This is a genomic window from Streptomyces sp. NRRL F-5126, assembly GCF_000721265.1.
GTDB lineage: Bacteria > Actinomycetota > Actinomycetes > Streptomycetales > Streptomycetaceae > Streptomyces.
Genome location: NZ_JOFZ01000005.1, coordinates 1 through 19743 on the forward strand (window position 1 = coordinate 1; position 19743 = coordinate 19743).

The 19743-nt window shown below is 70.9% G+C and carries 13 protein-coding genes; 10 read left to right on the plus strand and 3 right to left on the minus strand.

Annotated elements, in window-relative coordinates:
- Positions 1 to 101: 101 nt before the first annotated feature.
- Positions 102 to 983, minus strand: coding sequence for an SDR family oxidoreductase (locus IH48_RS0111285; RefSeq protein WP_030902477.1), 882 nt, complete (start codon positions 981 to 983; stop codon positions 102 to 104).
- Positions 984 to 1170: 187 nt separating this feature from the next.
- Here IH48_RS0111285 and IH48_RS0111290 point away from each other — a divergent pair, with 187 nt between their 5' ends.
- Complete coding sequence (locus tag IH48_RS0111290; protein WP_051839658.1) at positions 1171 to 1515, plus strand: winged helix-turn-helix transcriptional regulator; 345 nt, start codon at positions 1171 to 1173, stop codon at positions 1513 to 1515.
- Positions 1516 to 1522: 7 nt separating this feature from the next.
- Here the strand turns inward: IH48_RS0111290 and IH48_RS0111295 are convergent, their stop codons facing one another.
- A complete protein-coding gene (locus IH48_RS0111295) occupies positions 1523 to 4171 on the minus strand; it encodes a SpoIIE family protein phosphatase (RefSeq protein WP_037841697.1) in 2649 nt (882 codons plus the stop codon).
- Between the two features lie 281 nt (positions 4172 to 4452).
- Between IH48_RS0111295 and IH48_RS0111300 the strand changes: the two genes are divergently transcribed.
- From IH48_RS0111300 to IH48_RS0111340, 9 genes are all read left to right on the plus strand, one after another.
- Positions 4453 to 9990 (plus strand): HAMP domain-containing protein, encoded by a 5538-nt coding sequence (locus tag IH48_RS0111300; RefSeq protein WP_199809934.1) that lies wholly within the window; start codon positions 4453 to 4455, stop codon positions 9988 to 9990.
- Positions 9991 to 10286: 296 nt separating this feature from the next.
- Positions 10287 to 10958 (plus strand): response regulator, encoded by a 672-nt coding sequence (locus IH48_RS0111305; RefSeq protein WP_030902488.1) that lies wholly within the window; start codon positions 10287 to 10289, stop codon positions 10956 to 10958.
- A 127-nt stretch (positions 10959 to 11085) separates the two neighbouring features.
- Positions 11086 to 13980 (plus strand): DNA translocase FtsK, encoded by a 2895-nt coding sequence (locus tag IH48_RS0111310; RefSeq protein WP_037841699.1) that lies wholly within the window; start codon positions 11086 to 11088, stop codon positions 13978 to 13980.
- 193 nt (positions 13981 to 14173) lie between these two features.
- On the plus strand, positions 14174 to 15043 hold the full coding sequence (locus IH48_RS0111315) for a helix-turn-helix domain-containing protein (protein ID WP_030902494.1): 870 nt from the start codon (positions 14174 to 14176) through the stop codon (positions 15041 to 15043).
- Between the two features lie 109 nt (positions 15044 to 15152).
- Entirely contained in the window at positions 15153 to 16667 is a 1515-nt protein-coding gene (gene rimO / locus IH48_RS0111320) for a 30S ribosomal protein S12 methylthiotransferase RimO (RefSeq protein WP_051839595.1), read from the plus strand.
- Complete coding sequence (pgsA, locus tag IH48_RS0111325) at positions 16664 to 17365, plus strand: CDP-diacylglycerol--glycerol-3-phosphate 3-phosphatidyltransferase (RefSeq protein ID WP_030902500.1); 702 nt, start codon at positions 16664 to 16666, stop codon at positions 17363 to 17365. Before rimO ends, pgsA begins: the two co-directional genes overlap by 4 nt.
- A complete protein-coding gene (locus IH48_RS0111330; protein WP_030902503.1) occupies positions 17362 to 17892 on the plus strand; it encodes a CinA family protein in 531 nt (176 codons plus the stop codon). Before pgsA ends, IH48_RS0111330 begins: the two co-directional genes overlap by 4 nt.
- A gap of 109 nt (positions 17893 to 18001) precedes the next feature.
- Positions 18002 to 18385: a helix-turn-helix domain-containing protein gene (locus tag IH48_RS0111335; RefSeq protein ID WP_030902506.1), complete on the plus strand. Its 384-nt coding sequence runs from the start codon at positions 18002 to 18004 to the stop codon at positions 18383 to 18385.
- A 102-nt stretch (positions 18386 to 18487) separates the two neighbouring features.
- The gene (locus tag IH48_RS0111340) at positions 18488 to 18967 is read left to right on the plus strand and encodes a Dps family protein (protein WP_030902508.1); all 480 of its coding nucleotides are present in this window, start codon (positions 18488 to 18490) and stop codon (positions 18965 to 18967) included.
- 16 nt (positions 18968 to 18983) lie between these two features.
- On the opposite strand, the gene IH48_RS0111345 is transcribed toward IH48_RS0111340, so the two are convergent.
- Positions 18984 to 19742 (minus strand): Fpg/Nei family DNA glycosylase, encoded by a 759-nt coding sequence (locus tag IH48_RS0111345; RefSeq protein WP_030902511.1) that lies wholly within the window; start codon positions 19740 to 19742, stop codon positions 18984 to 18986.
- Between the last annotated feature and the right edge of the window lies 1 nt (position 19743).

Below are 19743 nucleotides of genomic sequence, written 5' to 3' on the forward strand. Positions count from 1 at the left end.
GCAGGGGGGACCCTGTGGGAGAGTAGGACGCCGCCGAACAATACGTTGCAGGACCGGGGAGGCCCGCACCATCTGGTGCGGGCCTTTTCGCATTTCCCGGATTACTTTTCCACCGCCTGCGCGAGCGCCTCGGCGATCGAGTCCGCGAGCGGGGTCGTCGGGCGCCCGAGGAGACGGGACAGATCGCCGGGAGTGCCCGCCAGCAACCCACGGCTGATCGCCGCGTCCACGTCCACCAGCACCTCAGCGAAGCCCTCGGGCAGGCCGGCGCCGACGAGAGCGGCCTTGTGCTCCGCCGGGGACACCGCACGGTGAACCACCCGCCGGCCGGACTGCCGTGACACCTCGTCGGCGAACTCGTCGAACGCCCACGCCACGTCGCCGCTCAGCTCGTACGCCTTGCCCAGATGGCCGTCCTCACGCAGCACGAGCGCCGCTGCCTCCGCATAGTCCGTTCGCGGCGCCGTGGCGATGCGCGCGCCCTCCGTCGTACTGCCGATGATCGCGCCGCGCTCCAGGATGCCCGGCAGATCGGCCGTGAAGGACGGCGCGTCCGTGTACCAGCCGTTCCGCAGGAACGTGTACGGCACGGCCGAGTCGAGGATCAGCTGCTCCGTCTCGCGGTGGTCGGCGGCCAGCAGGAAATCCGCGGCCGGGCCGCCGAAGACGCCCGTGTACGCGAGCTGCGCGGCGCCCGCCTCCTTCGCCGCGTCGATCACGGCCGCGTGCTGCCCGGCTCGCCTGCCGATGTCCGTACCGGAGATCAGCAGCACGCGATCGCCCTGCCCGATGACGGGCTTGAAGGATCCCGGGTCGTCGTAGTCCGCGACACGCACCCGCACGCCGGCCGCTGCCAGGTCCTCGGCCTTCCCTTCGCTGCGGGCCACCGCCGTGATGTCGCCGGAAGGCACACCCGCCGCCAGCAGGTCGGCCACGACAAGGCGGCCCAGCTGTCCGGTCGCGCCGGTGATCACGATGCTCATGTGGTTGGTTCTCTTTCCGTTCGGTACGTAGTGCGACCCGCCTACCGTATGGGTGGTACCGGAAGATTCGTAAGTACCCACTTTGAAGTAAGGTACTGGCATGAGCGTTGGTGCAAAGTCCGAGGTCGCACAGTTCCTCGCTGCGGGCGCGCCGCCCTTCGAGGAAGCGCCGAACGTGAACCGGTTCATGTGCCCGTCGCGAGTCGTGCTGGAGCACGTCACCAGCCGCTGGGGTGTCCTCGTGCTCGCCGTACTGACGGAGGGGTCGTTCCGGTTCAGTGAGCTGCGGCGCGAGGTCGGCGGCGTGAGCGAGAAGATGCTGGCGCAGACGTTGCAGACGCTGGAGCGCGACGGGTTCGTCAACCGGGACGCCAAGCCGGTCATCCCCCCGCACGTGGACTACTCGCTGACGCCGCTCGGGCGTCAGGCCGCCGATCAGGTGTGGGCGCTCGCGCGGTGGGCGGAGGCGAGCCTCGGGGACGTCGTCGAGGCGCGCGCCGCGTACGACAGGGCCAAGGAGAAGCAGGCCTGAACCGCCCTCACGCCTGCGGTTCCGGGACGCGCAGCGCGAGGATGGCCATGTCGTCCGAGGCCGGCGCGGCGGCGAACCGTTCCACCGCGCGCAGGATGCGTGCGGCGACCGCGCCCGCCGTGAGGCCCGTGCAGGTGGCGAGCACCTCGGCCAGGCCGTCGTCGCCGAGCATGCGCGTGCCCTCCCGCCGCTCGGTGACTCCGTCGGTGACGCAGAGCAGGACGTCGCCGGGGTCGAGCGTGACGGTCTGCTCGTACAGGTCGAGGTCGTCCATCACGCCGAGCAGGGTCTGCGGCTCGGCGGCCGGGTCGACGGAGCCGTCCTGCCGCAGCCGCAGCGGCAGCGGATGGCCGGCGCAGACGACGTTGAGCAGCGCGCTGCCGTCCTCCTGGGGGCGCAGCTCGCCGTAGAGCAGCGTGAGGAACCGGCTGCGCGCGCCCTCGTCGAGGATGGCCGCGTTGAGCCGCTCGAGTACCGCAGGGCCGCCGAGACCCTCCCGGGCCAGCAGGCGCAGCGCGTGGCGTGCGAGGCCCGTGACCGCCGCGGCTTCCGGGCCCGTGCCGCAGACGTCCCCGATGGCGAAGCCGTAGACGCCGTCCTTGATGGGGAACAGGTCGTAGAAGTCGCCGCCGACCTCGTTGCCCTCGCCCGCGGCCCGGTAGATGACCTCGACCTCGACGCCGGGGATCACGGGCAACTCGGGCGGCAGGAGGCTGCGCTGGAGTGACTGGCTGATGGCGGTGCGCTCGGAGTACAGGCGCGCGTTGTCGAGGGCGAGTGCCGCCCTGCGGGACAGGTCCTCGGCGAGTTCGAGGATCTCCTGGCGGAAGTGGTCGTCGGACGGTTTGCCGAGCGTCAGCATGCCGATGACGCGGTTGCGTGCGACGAGCGGCAGGACGACCGTCTCCCCGCCGACGGCGGCGGCCGTCGCGAGGGAGGGCCCGACCCCCGAGCCCGCCGCCGACGAGCCGGTCGTGAGCTCCCGCATGGACGTGCGCAGCGCCGACTGGTGCGCCGCGTCGGCGGGGGCGGTCCACAGCCGGGCGCCCGGGGTGGGGAGCGGCTCCGGTGGGCTGATCTTGGACAGCAGCGCCTTCAGGCCGTCGATGCGGTCTTCGTCCTCGTGCAGCACGAAGGACAGCTCGGGCTCGGACGACGTGTCGGCGATCGTGTAGACGGCGCACCAGGTGGCGAGGGTGGGGACCGTCATCTGCGACATGAGAGCGAGCGTCTGGTTGTGGTCCAGGGTGCCCGCCAGCAGGTCGGACGCCTCCACGAGGAACGACAGCGAGCCGCGTCGCAGCCGCTCGAGCTCCCCGAGGCGCGCCGATTCGACGGCGAGCGCGATCCGGTCGGCCGCGAACTGGAGTCGCAGCGCCTGCTCGTTGGAGTAGCGGCCCGGCGCCTCGGCGGCCACGCCGAGCGAACCGGTGAGGCGGCCCTCGACCTTGAGGGGGACGGTCACGACGGAACGCATGCCGGTGCCCGTGAGGAGGGGTACGGCGCCGGGCAGGGCGGCGAGGTCGTCGTGGACGGCGGGCAGGCGGGCCGAGCCGTACCGTCCGGCGCCGGCTTCGACGGGCACGCGCGCGAACCGCTGGCGCGCGGAGGGCAGTCCCGTGGTGGCGCGCACCTCGAGTTCCGTCTCGTCGTCGGTGGCGAGCAGGAGGAATGCCGCGTCGCCCTCGAGCATGTCGCGCGAGCGTTCCACGGTGCGCTGCAGGAGGCCGTCGAGGTCGTCGGGGGCGGGCGAGCCGATGAAGACCTCGAACGGGTCGGCGGTGCGGTTCTCGCCGCTCGCCTCCTTGGCGGCCTGGCGCGGCGGGGTCTGGATGACGGCGCGCTCGTAGTCGCGTACGAGCAGGCAGACGGTGGACGGCTCGCCCTGGGTGTCGCGCACGCGCAGGTGGGAGGCGTACACGGGGATGACTCTGCCGTCGGCGTTCCTGATGCCGTAGCTGCCCTCCCAGCGAGACAGCCGCAGGGCCTCGACGATTCCCATGCTCGTGCCGGGGGTGTGCGGCCAGGCCGCGAGGTCGGAGAGCGGCTTGCCGACGGTCTGCTCCGCGGTGTAGCCGAAGAGTGCCTCTGCGTCCTCGTTCCAGCCCTCGACGATGGCCGACTCGTCGACCTGGACGACCGCGACGCGTACCCGGTCGTCGGCGGTGGGCAGCAGCGCTGTGGGCAGCAGGGGGCCGGCGGAGCGGGTGCCGACGGGCCGTTCCGGCATGTCCAGCTGGAACCAGACCTGCTTGTACGAGGGGGTGTACTCGACGCCCCAGCGGGAGGCCAGCGCGGCGCACAGCAGCAGCCCCCTGCCGTGCTCGCTGTCCAGGTTGCCGATCGCATGGCCCGTGGCCTGCACGGGCACCTCGCGCTCCGGGTAGCGGTCGGCGACCTCGACCCGCACGCCCTGCTCCGTGCGCAGGCAGCGCACGTCGGCCGCCGTGCCCGCGTGGATGACGGCGTTGGTGACGAGTTCGCTGGTCAGGACTACCGCGTCGTCGACGACATCGGAGCAGCCCCAGCCCTGGAGCGTGTCGCGCACGAAGGCCCGCGCGGCCGCGACGGACCGGCCTTCGGGGTCGAAGGTGGCAGCCGCCCGCGCGGTGATCACAGAACTCCTCGTACGCGTTTGCACGTCAGGCTCCGCCATGAAACGGCCCCGCCCCTCCCGCTACCCGGTCGTAGTACTCGTCACACCGCCCCTTGCCGGGCGGACCGGGACGGGTGGACAGCCGCCGCCAAGGTTACTTACCTTCGCTGCCTTGGTGGATGCCGGTCCGCCCGGATTCCGTCCTTCGGGGACGTGGCGCGGGATGCGACGCTGAAGGAAGCTGCCGAACTGTTATCGCCTGGTTCCAGCATGGTGAAACACTGGGCAGGCTTCCGGTGAGAGACCGGACAAGTACGGTCGACCCCTGTGGGAGGGACACGGTGGAGTCTGGCGTGGCGGCGCGCGAAGGACGAGCGCGTGCGAAAGGCGGACGGTCCCGGAGCGGCGGGACGACCGAGGTGGACTCGGCGGCCCTGAACAGACTGCTCACGGGTCTGATCGCGATGCGGGACGGCAATTTCCGCCGGCGCCTGACCGTGACCGGCGACGACACCATGGCGGAGATCGCCGCGGTGTTCAACGAGGTCGCCGACCGCCACCTGCACCTCACGGGTGAGATCGCCCGGGTACGCAGGGTGGTCGGCCGTGAGGGAAAGCTCACCGAGCGCCTGGAGACGGGCACCTGCGAGGGGTCATGGGCCTCGGCGATCGACGCGGCCAACACGCTCGTCGACGATCTCGCGCGGCCGGTGTCCGAGGTCGGCAGGGTGCTTTCCGCGGTCGCCGAGGGTGATCTCGCACAGCGGATGGAGCTGCGGTCGCTCGCCGAAGGCGGTCAGGGCACGACGGCCGAGAGGCCGCTGCGCGGCGAGTTCCTGAAGGTGGCGCGCACGGTCAACAACCTCGTCGACCAGCTGTCGGCGTTCACCGACGAGGTGACGCGCGTCGCTCTCGAGGTGGGCACGGAGGGCAAGCTCGGCGGTCAGGCGAAGGTCCGGGGCATGGCCGGCTCCTGGAAGGACCTGACGGACTCCGTCAACACGATGGCGTACCGGCTGACGGCGCAGGTGCGTGACATCGCGCTCGTGACGACGGCTGTCGCGAAGGGTGACCTGTCGCGCAAGGTGACGGTGCACGTCGCCGGCGAGATGCTGCAGCTGAAGAACACCGTCAACACGATGGTCGACCAGCTGTCCTCGTTCTCCTCCGAGGTCACCAGGGTGGCCCGTGAGGTGGGCACGGAGGGCGAGCTCGGCGGTCAGGCGGAGGTCGCGGGTGTCGCGGGGGTGTGGAAGGACCTCACGGACTCCGTCAACACGATGGCGACCAACCTGACCAGCCAGGTCCGTGGGATCGCGTCCGTCACGACGGCCGTCGCCAACGGTGACCTGTCGCGGAAGGTGACGGTGACGGCACGCGGTGAGGTGGCGCAGCTCGCCGACACGATCAACCAGATGACGGAGACGCTGCGGACGTTCGCCGACGAGGTGACGCGCGTGGCGAGCGAGGTCGGCGCCGAGGGGCTGCTCGGCGGCCAGGCGCAGGTGCCGGGCGCGGCGGGCACGTGGAAGGACCTCACGGACTCCGTCAACACGGTCTTCAGGAACCTGACCACGCAGGTGCGCGACATCGCGCAGGTGACGACAGCGGTGGCCAGCGGCGATCTGTCGCAGAAGGTCGAGGTCGAGGTGGCCGGCGAGATGCTGGAGCTGAAGAACACCGTCAACACGATGGTGGACCAGCTGCAGTCGTTCGGCTCCGAGGTGACGCGCGTCGCGCGCGAGGTCGGCGTCGAGGGGCGCCTCGGCGGCCAGGCGCACGTGCCGGGCGCCGCGGGCACCTGGAAGGACCTGACCGACTCCGTCAACAACGCGTTCCGCAACCTCACGGGCCAGGTGCGCGACATCGCGCAGGTGACGACGGCGGTGGCCAACGGCGATCTGTCGCAGAAGGTCCAGGTCGAGGTCGCCGGCGAGATGCTGGAGCTGAAGAACACCGTCAACACGATGGTGGCGCAGCTGTCCAGCTTCGCCGACCAGGTGACGCGCATGTCGCGGGACGTCGGCTCCGAGGGCCGCCTCGGCGGTCAGGCGCGCGTGCCGGGTGTTTCCGGCACGTGGAAGGAGCTGACGGACTCCGTCAACTTCATGGCGGGGAACCTGACGAACCAGGTGCGCCAGATCGCCCAGGTGACGACGGCCGTGGCGCGCGGTGACCTGTCCAAGAAGGTCGAGGTGGACGCCAAGGGCGAGATCCTCGAACTCAAGAACACGATCAACACGATGGTCGACCAGCTCTCCGCCTTCGCCGACCAGGTGACGCGCGTTGCGCGCGAGGTCGGCACGGACGGCAGGCTGGGCGGTCAGGCGCAGGTGCCGGGTGTCGCGGGCGTCTGGCGCGACCTGACGGACTCCGTGAACGGTATGGCGGGCAACCTGACCGACCAGGTCCGCTCGATCGCCCAGGTCGCCACTGCCGTCGCGCGCGGCGACCTCTCGCAGAAGATCAGCGTGGACGCGAAGGGCGAGATCCTCGAGCTGAAGTCGACGCTGAACACGATGGTCGACCAGCTCTCCAGCTTCGCTGACGAGGTCACGCGCGTTGCGCGCGAGGTGGGCACGGAGGGCATGCTGGGCGGACAGGCCGAGGTGAAGGGTGTCGCCGGCACGTGGAAGGACCTGACGCAGTCCGTCAACTTCATGGCGAACAACCTGACGTCGCAGGTCCGCAACATCGCCGAGGTCACCACCGCGGTCGCGATGGGCGACCTGTCGAAGAAGATCACGGTCGACGCGAAGGGTGAGATCCTCGATCTGGTCACCACCGTCAACACGATGGTCGACCAGCTGTCGAACTTCGCCGACGAGGTCACGCGCGTTGCGCGCGAGGTGGGCACGGAGGGCATCCTGGGCGGCCAGGCCAGGGTGCGTGGCGTGGTCGGCATCTGGAAGGACCTCAGCGACAACGTCAACACGATGGCGAACAACCTGACGAGCCAGGTGCGCAACATCTCGCGCGTCTCGTCGGCGGTCGCGCACGGCGACCTGACGAAGAAGGTGACGGTCGAGGCGCGCGGCGAGGTCGCCGAGCTCGCCGACACCGTCAACACGATGGTGACCACCCTGTCGTCGTTCGCCGACGAGGTGACCCGGGTCGCCCGGCAGGTGGGCACCGAGGGCGAGCTGGGCGGCCAGGCGCGGGTGCCCGGCGTGTCCGGCACGTGGAAGGACCTCACCGACTCGGTGAACCTGATGGCGTCGAACCTGACAGGTCAGGTGCGGCAGATCGCGACCGTCACCACGGCGATCGCGAAGGGCGACCTGACGCGGAAGATCGACATCGACGCGCGCGGTGAGATCCAGGAGCTGAAGAACACCGTCAACACGATGGTCGACCAGCTGTCGAACTTCGCCGACGAGGTCACGCGCGTGGCCCGCGAAGTGGGCACGGAGGGCATCCTGGGCGGCCAGGCACGCGTGCGCGCCGCGGACGGCACGTGGCGCGACCTGACGGAATCCGTGAACGAGATGGCGGGCAACCTCACCGGCCAGGTGCGGGCGATCTCCAACGTGGCGACGGCGGTGACCCGCGGCGACCTCGGCGTGAAGATCGACGTGGACGCGGCGGGCGAGATCAAGGATCTGCAGGACTACATCAACACGATGATCGCCAACCTGCGGGACACCACGATCGCCAACGAGGAGCAGGACTGGCTCAAGGGCAACCTGGCGCGCATCTCGGGCCTGATGCAGGGGCGGCGCGACCTGGACGACGTCGCCTCGCTGATCATGAGCGAGCTGACGCCTGTGGTGTCCGCGCAGCACGGCGCGTTCTTCCTCGCCATGCAGACGGGAACGGCCGCGGATCTGGGCGCCGACACGAGCAAGGACGGCGGCTACGAGCTGTACCTGCGCGGGAGTTACGGCTATTCGGCCGGTTCGATGCCCACGTCGTTCCGCCCGGGTCAGGGGCTGATCGGCACGGCGGCCGAGGAGATGCGCACGATCCAGGTCAACGTGCCGCCCGGCTACCTGAAGATCTCCTCCGGACTCGGCGAGGCGTCGCCCGCCCACGTGATCGTGCTGCCGGTGATCTTCGACGGGAAGGTGCTCGGCGTGATCGAGCTGGCGTCGTTCCAGCCGTTCACGCAGATCCAGCGCGACTTCCTCAAGCAGATCGCCGAGATGATCGCGACCAGCGTCAACACCATCAGCGTGAACTCCAAGACGGGCGTGCTCCTCAAGCAGTCGCAGGAGCTGACCGAACAGCTGAGGGAGCGGTCGGCCGAGCTGGAGAACCGGCAGAAGGCGCTGCAGGCGTCCAACGCCGAACTGGAGGAGAAGGCCGAGCTGCTGGCCCGGCAGAACCGGGACATCGAGTACAAGAACACCGAGATCGAGGACGCGCGGCAGGTGCTGGAGGAGCGCGCCGAGCAGCTCGCGGTCTCCATGCGCTACAAGTCGGAGTTCATGGCGAACATGTCGCACGAGCTGCGCACGCCGCTGAACTCGCTGCTGATCCTGGCGAAGCTCCTCGCGGACAACGCGGAGTCGAACCTGTCGCCCAAGCAGGTCGAGTTCGCGGAGACCATCCACGGGGCCGGCTCCGACCTGCTCCAGCTCATCAACGACATCCTCGACCTGTCGAAGGTCGAGGCGGGCAAGATGGACGTCAGCCCGACGCGGATCGCGCTGGTCCAGCTCGTCGACTACGTGGAGGCGACGTTCCGGCCGCTGACGGCGGAGAAGGGGCTCGACTTCTCGGTTCGGGTCTCCCCTGAACTGCCCGCCACGCTGCACACCGACGAGCAGCGGCTGCTGCAGGTGCTGCGCAACCTCCTGTCGAACGCGGTGAAGTTCACCGACACGGGCGCCGTGGAGTTGGTGATCAGGCCCGCGGGCACCGACGTGCCGGTCGCGATCAGGGAGCAGTTGCTTGAGGCCGGTTCGCTGCGTGAGGCGGACGGCGACCTGATCGCCTTCTCCGTCACGGACACCGGTATCGGCATCGCGGCGAGCAAGATGCGGGTGATCTTCGAGGCGTTCAAGCAGGCCGACGGCACCACGAGCCGCAAGTACGGCGGCACGGGCCTCGGCCTGTCCATCAGCCGGGAGATCGCGCGCCTGCTCGGCGGCGAGATCCACGCGGCGAGCGAGCCGGGCCGCGGCTCCACGTTCACCCTCTACCTGCCGCTGCACCCGAGCGAACTGCCGCCGCAGGGCTACCCGCAGGTGTCCCACACGAACCGGGACGCCCCGCAGGGCGCCGCGTCCGAGAGCGGCGGCGGCCAGGCGGAGGCGCCCGCGAGGGTCGAGGCGCGGACCCAGGCGCCCGAGCTGCCCTCGGGCGGCGCCGCGCAGCCGCAGCCGGGCGCGGCCGGAGCGGGGCGGGCGAGCAGCGCCCCGGCGAAGGGTGCGCGGGCGAAGGGCGCGCAGGAGCGGCCGGAGCACGTGCCTGCGGTCGTGCAGCCCGCCGAGCAGACGCGGTCCGTGGAAGGCTCCGCCGAGCAGGCCGCGGCCGCTGTGCGGGCCACGGTGTCCTTCAACGCGGAGAAGGTGCTCATCGTCGACGACGACGTGCGCAACGTCTTCGCCCTCACCAGTGTCCTGGAGGCGCACGGCCTGTCCGTCCTCTACGCGGAGAACGGCCGGGAGGGCATCGAGGTGCTGGAGCAGCACGACGACGTCACCGTGGTGCTGATGGACATCATGATGCCGGAGATGGACGGCTACGAGACGACGACGGCGATCCGCAGGATGCCGCAGTTCTCGGGGTTGCCGATCATCGCGCTCACCGCGAAGGCGATGAAGGGAGACCGGGAGAAGGCCATCGAGTCGGGTGCATCGGACTATGTGACGAAACCGGTCGATTCGGACCAGTTGCTGACCATGATGGCGGACTACATGCGGGAGGGGTGAGCCGCGGCGCCGCCCGGGAGGCTCCCGCCGGGGGCGCCCGGGGCCGTGGCGCGGGGGGTGTGGCACGGTGTGTGTGACAGAGGTGCCGGGAACGTTCCACGATCTCGCCGCGTTACATGTTAGTGCGCCGTGACATAGCGGTGACAGGGTGTGGCGACAGGCGGGGTGCGGCTACCATGACCGGCACAAGGACGGACGGCGCACGGGTGCCTTCCTCTGGTGGGGAGCGCGGTCCAGGACCGCGAGCCGGTGCCGGGGAGCGGCCGTCGCCGGGGCGAGGAGGAGGGCGGGTGGCCATGGTGCAGAAGGCCAAGATCCTCCTGGTCGATGACCGGCCGGAGAATCTGCTCGCGCTGGAGGCGATCCTCTCCGCGCTCGATCAGACACTGGTGAGGGCATCGTCAGGGGAGGAAGCACTCAAGGCGCTTCTGACGGATGATTTCGCGGTCATTCTGCTGGATGTCCAGATGCCGGGGATGGACGGGTTCGAGACGGCGGCGCACATCAAGCGCCGTGAACGCACCCGCGACATCCCGATCATCTTCCTCACGGCCATCAACCACGGCCCCCACCACACGTTCCGCGGCTACGCGGCGGGCGCGGTCGACTACATCTCCAAGCCGTTCGACCCCTGGGTGCTGCGGGCGAAGGTGTCCGTCTTCGTCGAGCTGTACATGAAGAACTGCCAGCTCAAGGAGCAGGCCGAGCTGTTGCGGCTGCAACTGGCAGGTGTCGGCGAGGCGGCCGGGGAGCCCGCCGGGCTGCTTTCCGAACTGTCCGCGCGTCTGGCGGCGGTCGAGGAGCAGGCCGAGGCGCTGTCCAAGCAGCTCGACGACGACGCGGCGGACGCGTCGGCTGTCGCCACCGCCGCGCACCTGGAGCGCAAACTCACCGCGCTGCGCCGCGCGCTGGACGCGCTCGGCCCCGGCAGCGACGGGTCGGCGCCGATGTTCCCGCCGCAGCGCTGACGCGCCACCGCGGACGTCCAGGCGCCGTTGACGGGGCATCAGCGCCCGCCGCGTCAGGTCTCGACACGAACGGGTGAAGCAGTGGCCACAGGTGTCCCCGGCGCTTCGTCCCGGTAACCTCACCACCATGGCCTCACGTACGTCCGGCAAGGGTTCTCAGGGAGCGGCGGGCACCGCGAAGCCGCGCGCCGCCCGGACGACCGGCGCGGCGAAGAAGGCCGCCGCCCCGCCGGCGAGGAAGGCCGCACAGAAGCCGGCCCCCGCGAAGAAGGCGGCAGCCAAGAAGGCCCCGGCGAAGAAGGCGCCCGCCAAGAAGGCCGCGGCCAAACCGGCCCCGAGGCCCGCGCCGTCGCCCACCGGCGGGGTCTACCGCCTCGTCAAGGCCGTATGGCTGGGGACCGCGCACGGCCTGGGTGGCGCGATGCGGGGCATAGGGCGCGGCGCCAAGGGCCTCGATCCCGCGCACCGCAAGGACGGCATCGGCCTGCTGCTGCTCGCGCTCGCGCTGATCGTCGCGGCCGGCACCTGGTCCAACCTCCAGGGCCCCGTGGGCGACCTCGTCACCATGCTCATCACCGGCGCGTTCGGCCGCCTCGACCTGCTCGTGCCGATACTGCTCGGCGCGATCGCCGTACGGCTGATCCTCTATCCGCAGCGGCCCGAGGCGAACGGGCGCATCGTCATCGGCCTGTCCGCCCTCGTCCTCGGCGTGCTCGGGCTCGTCCACATCGCCTGCGGGGCGCCGGGCCGCACCGCAGGCATGCAGGCCATGCGGGACGCGGGAGGGCTCATCGGGTGGGCGGTGTCCGAACCGCTGATCTTCGCGATGGGCACCGCGCTCGCCGTGCCCGTGCTCCTCCTGCTGACGGTCTTCGGGCTGCTCGTCGTCACGGCGACCCCGGTCAACGCCATCCCGCAGCGGCTCAGGCTGCTCGGCATCCGGCTGCGCGTCATCGCCCCGACCGACGAGGAGGCCGCCGAACTCGCCGGGGAATACGCCGGGCACGACGGCGACGACGGTGACGGCGCGCCCTACGACGAACCGTGGCGTGACACACCGTCGCCCGCTGTCCGGAGCAGGCGCGGTGGGGCGTCCCGGAGCGGCGGCGACGCCGTCTTCGACCACGACCGGGCCGAGGCCGACGCGTTCGCCAAGCGGAAGAAGCCGCGCAGGCCGTCCTCCGAGCCGCAGTTCGGACGCCACATGGACCCGGTCGACGTGGCTGCGGCCGCCGCCGCGGCCCTGGACGGCGCCGTGCTCAACGGCATGCCGCCCTCCCCGCTGGTCGCCGACCTCACCCAGGGCGTGACCGGAGGCGTGCGCCGCCCCGAGGCGGAGGACGGCGCGGACGCCACGGACACCGAGCGCTCCACCTCCGTGCCGGGCGCCCGAGGCGCTGCCACCAAGGCCTCCGAGACGCCCTCGGAAGCCGAGAGCAACCCGCCGGCCGGCGGCAAGCCGCGCCCCGGAGCCTTCGCCGACCTGACCAAGCCCTCGCCTGAACCGGCGGGCGGGCTGCCGCCGCGCGCCGAGCAGCTCCAGCTCGCGGGCGACGTGACCTATTCGCTCCCGTCGATAGACCTGCTGGAGCGCGGGGGTCCGGGCAAGACGCGCACCGCGGCGAACGACGCCGTCGCCCAGTCGCTGACGACGGTCTTCACGGAGTTCAAGGTCGACGCGGCGGTGACCGGCTTCACCCGCGGCCCGACCGTCACGCGCTACGAGGTCGAACTCGGCAAGGCGGTGAAGGTCGAGCGCATCACCGCGCTCGCCAAGAACATCGCCTACGCGGTCGCCAGCCCCGACGTGCGGATCATCTCCCCGATCCCCGGCAAGTCCGCCGTCGGCATCGAGATCCCCAACACCGACCGGGAGATGGTCAACCTCGGCGACGTGCTCAGGCTCGCGGGCGACGACGACGCCGATCCGATGCTGGTGGCCTTCGGCAAGGACGTCGAGGGCGGCTACGTCATGCACAGCCTGGCGAAGATGCCCCACATGCTCGTCGCGGGTGCCACAGGATCCGGCAAGTCCTCCTGCATCAACTGCCTCATCACCTCGGTCATGATGCGGGCCACGCCGGAGGACGTGCGGCTCGTGCTGGTCGACCCCAAGCGCGTCGAGCTCACCGCCTACGAGGGCATCCCGCACCTGATCACCCCGATCATCACCAACCCCAAGCGCGCCGCCGAGGCCCTCCAGTGGGTGGTGCGCGAGATGGATCTGCGCTACGACGACCTCGCCGCGTTCGGCTTCCGCCACATCGACGACTTCAACCGGGCCGTGCGCGACGGCAAGGTCAAGCTGCCCGAGGGCAGCGAGCGCGAGCTCCAGCCGTACCCCTACCTGCTGGTGATCGTGGACGAGCTCGCCGACCTGATGATGGTCGCGCCGCGCGACGTCGAGGACGCGATCGTCCGCATCACCCAGCTGGCGCGCGCGGCCGGCATCCACCTGGTGCTCGCCACCCAGCGGCCGTCCGTGGACGTCGTCACCGGCCTGATCAAGGCGAACGTCCCCTCACGGCTGGCGTTCGCGACCTCCTCGCTCGCCGACAGCCGCGTCATCCTCGACCAGCCGGGCGCGGAGAAGCTCATCGGCAAGGGCGACGGCCTGTTCCTGCCGATGGGCGCGAACAAGCCCACGCGGCTCCAGGGCGCCTTCGTCACCGAGGAGGAGATCGGCGCCGTCGTCCAGCACTGCAAGGACCAGATGGCGCCCGTCTTCCGCGAGGACGTGGTCGTCGGCACGCAGAAGAAGAAGGAGATCGACGAGGACATCGGCGACGACCTCGACCTGCTGTGCCAGGCGGCCGAGCTGGTCGTCTCCACCCAGTTCGGCTCCACGTCGATGCTGCAGCGCAAGCTGCGCGTCGGGTTCGCGAAGGCGGGCCGTCTCATGGACCTCATGGAGTCCAGGAACATCGTCGGGCCGAGCGAGGGGTCCAAGGCGCGTGACGTTCTTGTGAAGGCCGACGAGCTCGACGGTGTGCTGTCGGTCATCCGGGGGGAGTCTTCCTAGAGACAAGTGGCGGGGCAACCCTTTTCCGCGGCCGTACGTCAAGGTGGGAGAGAGGGCGCACCGAGCCCTCCCGATCCCGCGCCGTCGTCCCGTTGCGGCGGCGTACAAGTGTGTCCTCCCGCTTGCCCCACCCTTTCGCACCACCCCTAGACTGAGCGTCCAGCAGGTGGCTGCACGCTCGAAAGGCGCACCCGTGTCCATCGGCAACTCATCTGACGGCAGTTCACCGGAAGACGACCCGAACGCTCCGCACCCCGCGTCCGAGGACCGCGTCCCGATCGGCCTGGCCCTGAGGCGGGCGCGGATCGCGGCCGGCCTGACGATCGAGGGCGTGAGCGCCGCCACCCGTGTCCGCGTCCCGATCGTGCACGCGATCGAGAACGACGACTTCACCCGCTCGGGCGGCGACGTGTACGCCCGAGGGCACATCAGGATGATCGCGCACGAGGTCGGGATCGACCCGGGCCCGCTCGTCGAGCAGTTCGACACCGAGCACGGTGGGCGGCCCGCCACGACCGCCACTCCGGCCGCGCCGCTCTTCGAGGCCGAGCGGATCAGGCCGGAGCGGCGCAGGCCCAACTGGACGGCGGCCATGGTCGCCGCGATCGTCGCCGTGGCCGGCTTCGTCGGCTTCACCGCCTTCCACAGCAGCGGCTCGGACGGCTCGTCGAAGGACACGGCCGCCACCGAGGCAGGTGGCCCGTCCGCCTCCGCGTCGAGTCCGAGTCCCACCCACTCGAAGAAGGGGACGACGGCGCCCGACCCCGCCGCCTCGGACAGCGCCATCGCCGCCGCGCCCCGCGACAAGGTGACGGTGAAGCTGTCCGCCGTGGACGCGAAGAGCTGGATCTCCGCGAAGGCGCACAACGGCAAGCTGCTCTTCGACGGCATCCTCGACAAGGGCCAGTCCAAGACGTTCCAGGACGACAAGCGCGTCGACCTCATCCTCGGCAACGCGGGCGCCATAGAGCTCTACGTCAACGGCAAGAAGGTCGACGACCAGTTCCGCTCCGGCCAGGTCGAACGCCTCTCCTACACGCAGGGCGACCCGTCGGTCGGCTGAGAAGCCCTCCGTCCGCGCCGTGCGGGGGATCCGGCGCCGCGCGGGGCCCCGGCGCCGCCGGCACCCCTGCGCGAGCTGGGCGGCGCCCGGACAACGTAGTCTTGAGCCCATGCCCGATCGCCGCACCGTCGCTCTCGTCACCCTTGGCTGCGCCCGTAACGAGGTGGACTCCGAGGAGCTCGCAGGCCGCCTGGCGGCGGACGGCTGGGAGCTCGTCCAGGAAGCCGCCGACGCGGACGTGGCCGTCGTCAACACCTGCGGTTTCGTCGAGGCCGCCAAGAAGGACTCCGTCGACGCCCTGCTCGAGGCGAACGACCTCAAGGACCACGGAAGAACCCAGGCCGTCGTCGCCGTCGGCTGCATGGCCGAGCGGTACGGCAAGGAACTGGCCGACGCCCTGCCGGAAGCCGACGGCGTGCTCGGCTTCGACGACTACGCCGACATCTCCGACCGCCTGTCCACCATCCTGGGCGGCGGCATCCACGCCTCGCACACGCCCCGCGACCGGCGCAAGCTGCTGCCGCTCAGCCCCGTGGAGCGGCAGAGCGCCGAGGGTGTCGCGCTGCCGGGCCACGGCGACATCGCACCGGCGCCCGCCGACCTCCCCGAGGGCATCGCGCCCGCCTCCGGCCCCCGCGCGCCGCTGCGCAGGCGACTGGACACGAGCCCCGTCGCGTCGGTGAAGCTGGCGTCCGGCTGCGACCGCCGATGCTCGTTCTGCGCGATCCCCTCCTTCCGCGGCTCCTTCATCTCCCGCCGCCCGAGCGACGTGCTCGGCGAGACGCGGTGGCTGGCGCAGCAGGGCGTCAAGGAGGTCATGCTCGTCTCCGAGAACAACACGTCCTACGGCAAGGACCTCGGGGACATCCGGCTGCTTGAGACCCTGCTGCCCGAGCTGGCCGCAGTCGACGGGATCGAGCGGATCCGGGTCAGCTACCTGCAGCCCGCCGAGATGCGGCCCGACCTCATCGACGTGCTCACCTCGACCCCGAAGGTCGCCCCGTACTTCGACCTCTCCTTCCAGCACTCGGCGCCCGGCGTGCTGCGGGCCATGCGGCGCTTCGGCGACACGGAACGCTTCCTCGGGCTGCTCGAGGCCATCAGGAACAAGGCGCCGCAGGCGGGTGTCAGATCCAACTTCATCGTCGGCTTCCCCGGCGAGACCGAGGCCGACTTCGTCGAGCTTGAACGGTTCCTCACCGAGGCGCGGCTGGACGCGATCGGCGTCTTCGGCTACTCCGACGAGGACGGCACGGAGGCCGCGGGCTACGACACCAAGACCGACGAGGACGTCGTCGCCGAGCGGCTCGCCCATCTCTCGCGCCTGGCTGAGGAACTGACGTCCCAGCGGGCCCAGGACCGCCTCGGTGAGACGATCGAGGTCCTCGTGGAGTCCACCGACGTCGCGGACACCGGCGTCGAGGGCGCCGTGGCCGTCGGCCGTGCCGCCCATCAGGCGCCGGAGACCGACGGCCAGGTGGTCCTCATCTCGGGTGCGGACCTGCGCCCCGGCCGTATGGTCGAGGCGAAGGTGACCGGCAGCGGGGGCGTCGACCTCGTCGCCGAGCACACCGCGCTTCCGGAGGACCACCTCCGGCCCGCAGGCGAGGAGGCGGCCAGATGACGGGAGCCCCGGCGTCCGCGACGGGCGGTGCCGGCTCCAAGCCGGCGCCCGCGGGGAAGCTGGGGGCCGGGGCCGTCGACGAGGCGAGCCTGTGGAACGTGGCGAACCTGCTGACCATGGTCCGGCTGCTGCTCGTCCCGGCCTTCGTGGTGCTCATGCTGCAGAACGGCGGCTACGACCCCGTCTGGCGCGCCTGGGCGTGGGCGGCGTTCGCCGTCGCCATGATCACCGACGTCTTCGACGGCCATCTGGCGCGCACGTACAACCTCGTCACCGACTTCGGGAAGATCGCCGACCCCATCGCCGACAAGGCGATCATGGGAGCGGCGCTGATCTGCCTGTCGTCGCTCGGCGACCTTCCGTGGTGGGTCACCGCCGTCATCCTCGCGAGGGAGCTCGGCATCACGCTGATGCGGTTCTGGGTGATCAGACACGGGGTGATCGCGGCCAGCCGCGGCGGCAAGATGAAGACGCTCGCGCAGGGCACGGCCGTCGGCATGTACGTGCTGGCGCTGACGGACTGGTGGGGCACCTTCCGCTTCTGGGTGATGGCGGTCGCCGTCGTGCTGACGGTGGTCACCGGCCTCGACTATGTGCGCCAGGCGGTCGTGCTGCGGCGCAAGGGGCTCGCCGCGCAGCGCGCGGCGGCCTCCGCGGAGGCGGGGCCCGGGACGGGCGCGACGGGGCCGCGGCGGTGACCGCGGACCCCGGAGCGGGCGGCGCCGCGGCAGCGGTCGTCGCACGGCTGACGGAGCTCGGCGCGAGCCTCGCGGCCGCGGAGTCCCTCACCGGTGGGCTCGTGGCGGCGGAGGTCACCTCCGTGCCCGGCGCCTCCCGGGCCTTCCGCGGCTCCGTGACGGCGTACGCGACCGACCTGAAGCGCGACGTGCTGGGCGTCGACGGGCGACTGCTCGACGAGCGCGGCGCCGTGGACCCCGATGTGGCCCGCGCCATGGCCGCAGGGGTGCGCCGGGCGCTCGGCGCCGACTGGGGGGTGGCGACGACGGGCGTGGCGGGCCCCGAACCGCAGGACGGGCAGCCCGTCGGGACCGTTCACGTGGCGATCGCCGGGCCCGGCGGCGAGGACAAAGTGCGGTCGCTGCGATTGAACGGCGGCCGTGCGGACATTCGTAAAGAGACCGTCCGCGGCGCTCTCGCTCTGCTCCTCGGGGAACTGCCGGGAAACGAGCGGGCACAGGATACGGAAGAAAACGGGGGGACTTGATGTTTGCAGCCCTGAGTGAACACGACATCGCTCCCCGCACGGCCGCGTCCCCAGGCGGTACGGTGGGGCGTGAAGGATGCGGCTACACGGTCCGAGGAGGGAGCCACCGATGATTCTGCTCCGTCGCCTGCTTGGTGACGTGCTGCGTCGGCAGCGCCAACGCCAGGGCCGTACTCTGCGCGAAGTCTCCTCGTCCGCCCGAGTCTCGCTCGGCTATCTCTCCGAGGTGGAGCGGGGGCAGAAGGAGGCTTCTTCCGAGCTGCTCTCCGCGATCTGCGACGCGCTTGACGTACGGATGTCCGAACTCATGCGGGAAGTGAGCGACGAACTGTCGCTGGCCGAGCTGGCCGCGTCGGCGACCGCCGACGAGCCGGTACCCGTGCCAGTACGTCCGATGCTGGGCTCCCTCGCCGTGACCTCGGTGCCGAAGGTGCCGACGGAACGTGTCACGATCAAGGCGCCCACGGAGGCGGTCGACGTCGTCGCCGCCTGATCGGATTCCACGGGTTTGAGGCGAGCCCCCGGCAGGTACCCGAAACGAGTACAGGCCGGGGGCTTCGCCGTCCCCGGACGCCCGTTCGGAACTGGAGGTCATATGTCGGTCGTGAAGAGTTCCCTTTCCGAGGCGGATCTCAAGGTGGTGGGTGAGGCCCTGCAAGGAGCGCTCGCCGACCTCGTCGACCTCGGTCTGACGGCGAAGCAGGTCCACTGGAACGTGGTGGGCCCGCGCTTCCGCTCCATCCATCTGCAACTCGACGAGGTCGTCACGTCGGCCCGTGCCCACCAGGACACGGTCGCGGAACGCGCGTCCGCGATCGGCGTGACACCGGACGGCCGCGCGGCGACCGTCGCGGCGCAGAGCGCCATCAGCGAGGTCAAGAGCGGCTGGATCAAGGACGCCGACGCCGTGCAGACCATGGTGGACGCGCTGCAGGCGGTCATCACCCGGATGCGTGAACGCGTCGAGGTGACGGACGAGCCGGACCCGATCACGCAGGATCTGCTGATCCAGGTCACCGGCGACCTGGAGAAGCACAGCTGGATGTTCCAGGCGGAGAGCGCGTCAGGCGGCTGACGGGCGTACCCGCCGCTCAGCCGGTGGGGCCCGGCTGGCAGCGGGGGCACCAGTAGGTGGGGCGCTCCGCCTGCACGTCCCTGCGGACAGGGGTCCCGCACCGCGGGCACGGGAGGTTCCTGCGGCCGTACACGTGCAGGCGGCGGCTGCCGCTCGGAAGCTTCTTGTTGATCTCCAGCAGCCGCTTCGCCGCGACGACGAGCCGCCCGGGTCCGGCGACCTCGCCGATCGGACTCCAAGGATTCGCGCGCGCCACGAAACACGTCTCGGACTTGAAGATGTTGCCGACGCCCGCGAGATTGCGCTGGTCGAGCAGTGCCTCGCCCACCGGGCGTGCCGGGTCGGCGAGCAGGTTCCCCAGCGCCGCTTCGCCGTCCCAGCCGGGCCCGAGCAGATCGGGGCCCAGATGGCCCACGGCGCGGTCCTCCTCGGCGGTGCGCAGCAGTTCCACCACCTTGAGCCGGTAGCCGACCGCCGTACGGTCGACGGAGCCGACGACCGCGCGGATCTCGTGGGAGGGTCCACCACCCCAGCGGCGGTCGCCCTCGTACACCCGCCAGGCGCCGTCCATGCCGAGGTGCGTGTGGAGCGTCAGGCCGCCCTCGACGCGCGTCAGCAGGTGCTTTCCGCGCGGGGTGACGTCGAGCACGGCCCGGCCCACCAGGTCGGACGTGGCGAACCTGGGCACCCGCAGGTCCCAGCGCACCAGCGCCTTGCCCGCCAGCGCCGCGTGCAGCATCCGCGCCGCACGCCACACGGTGTCTCCCTCGGGCACG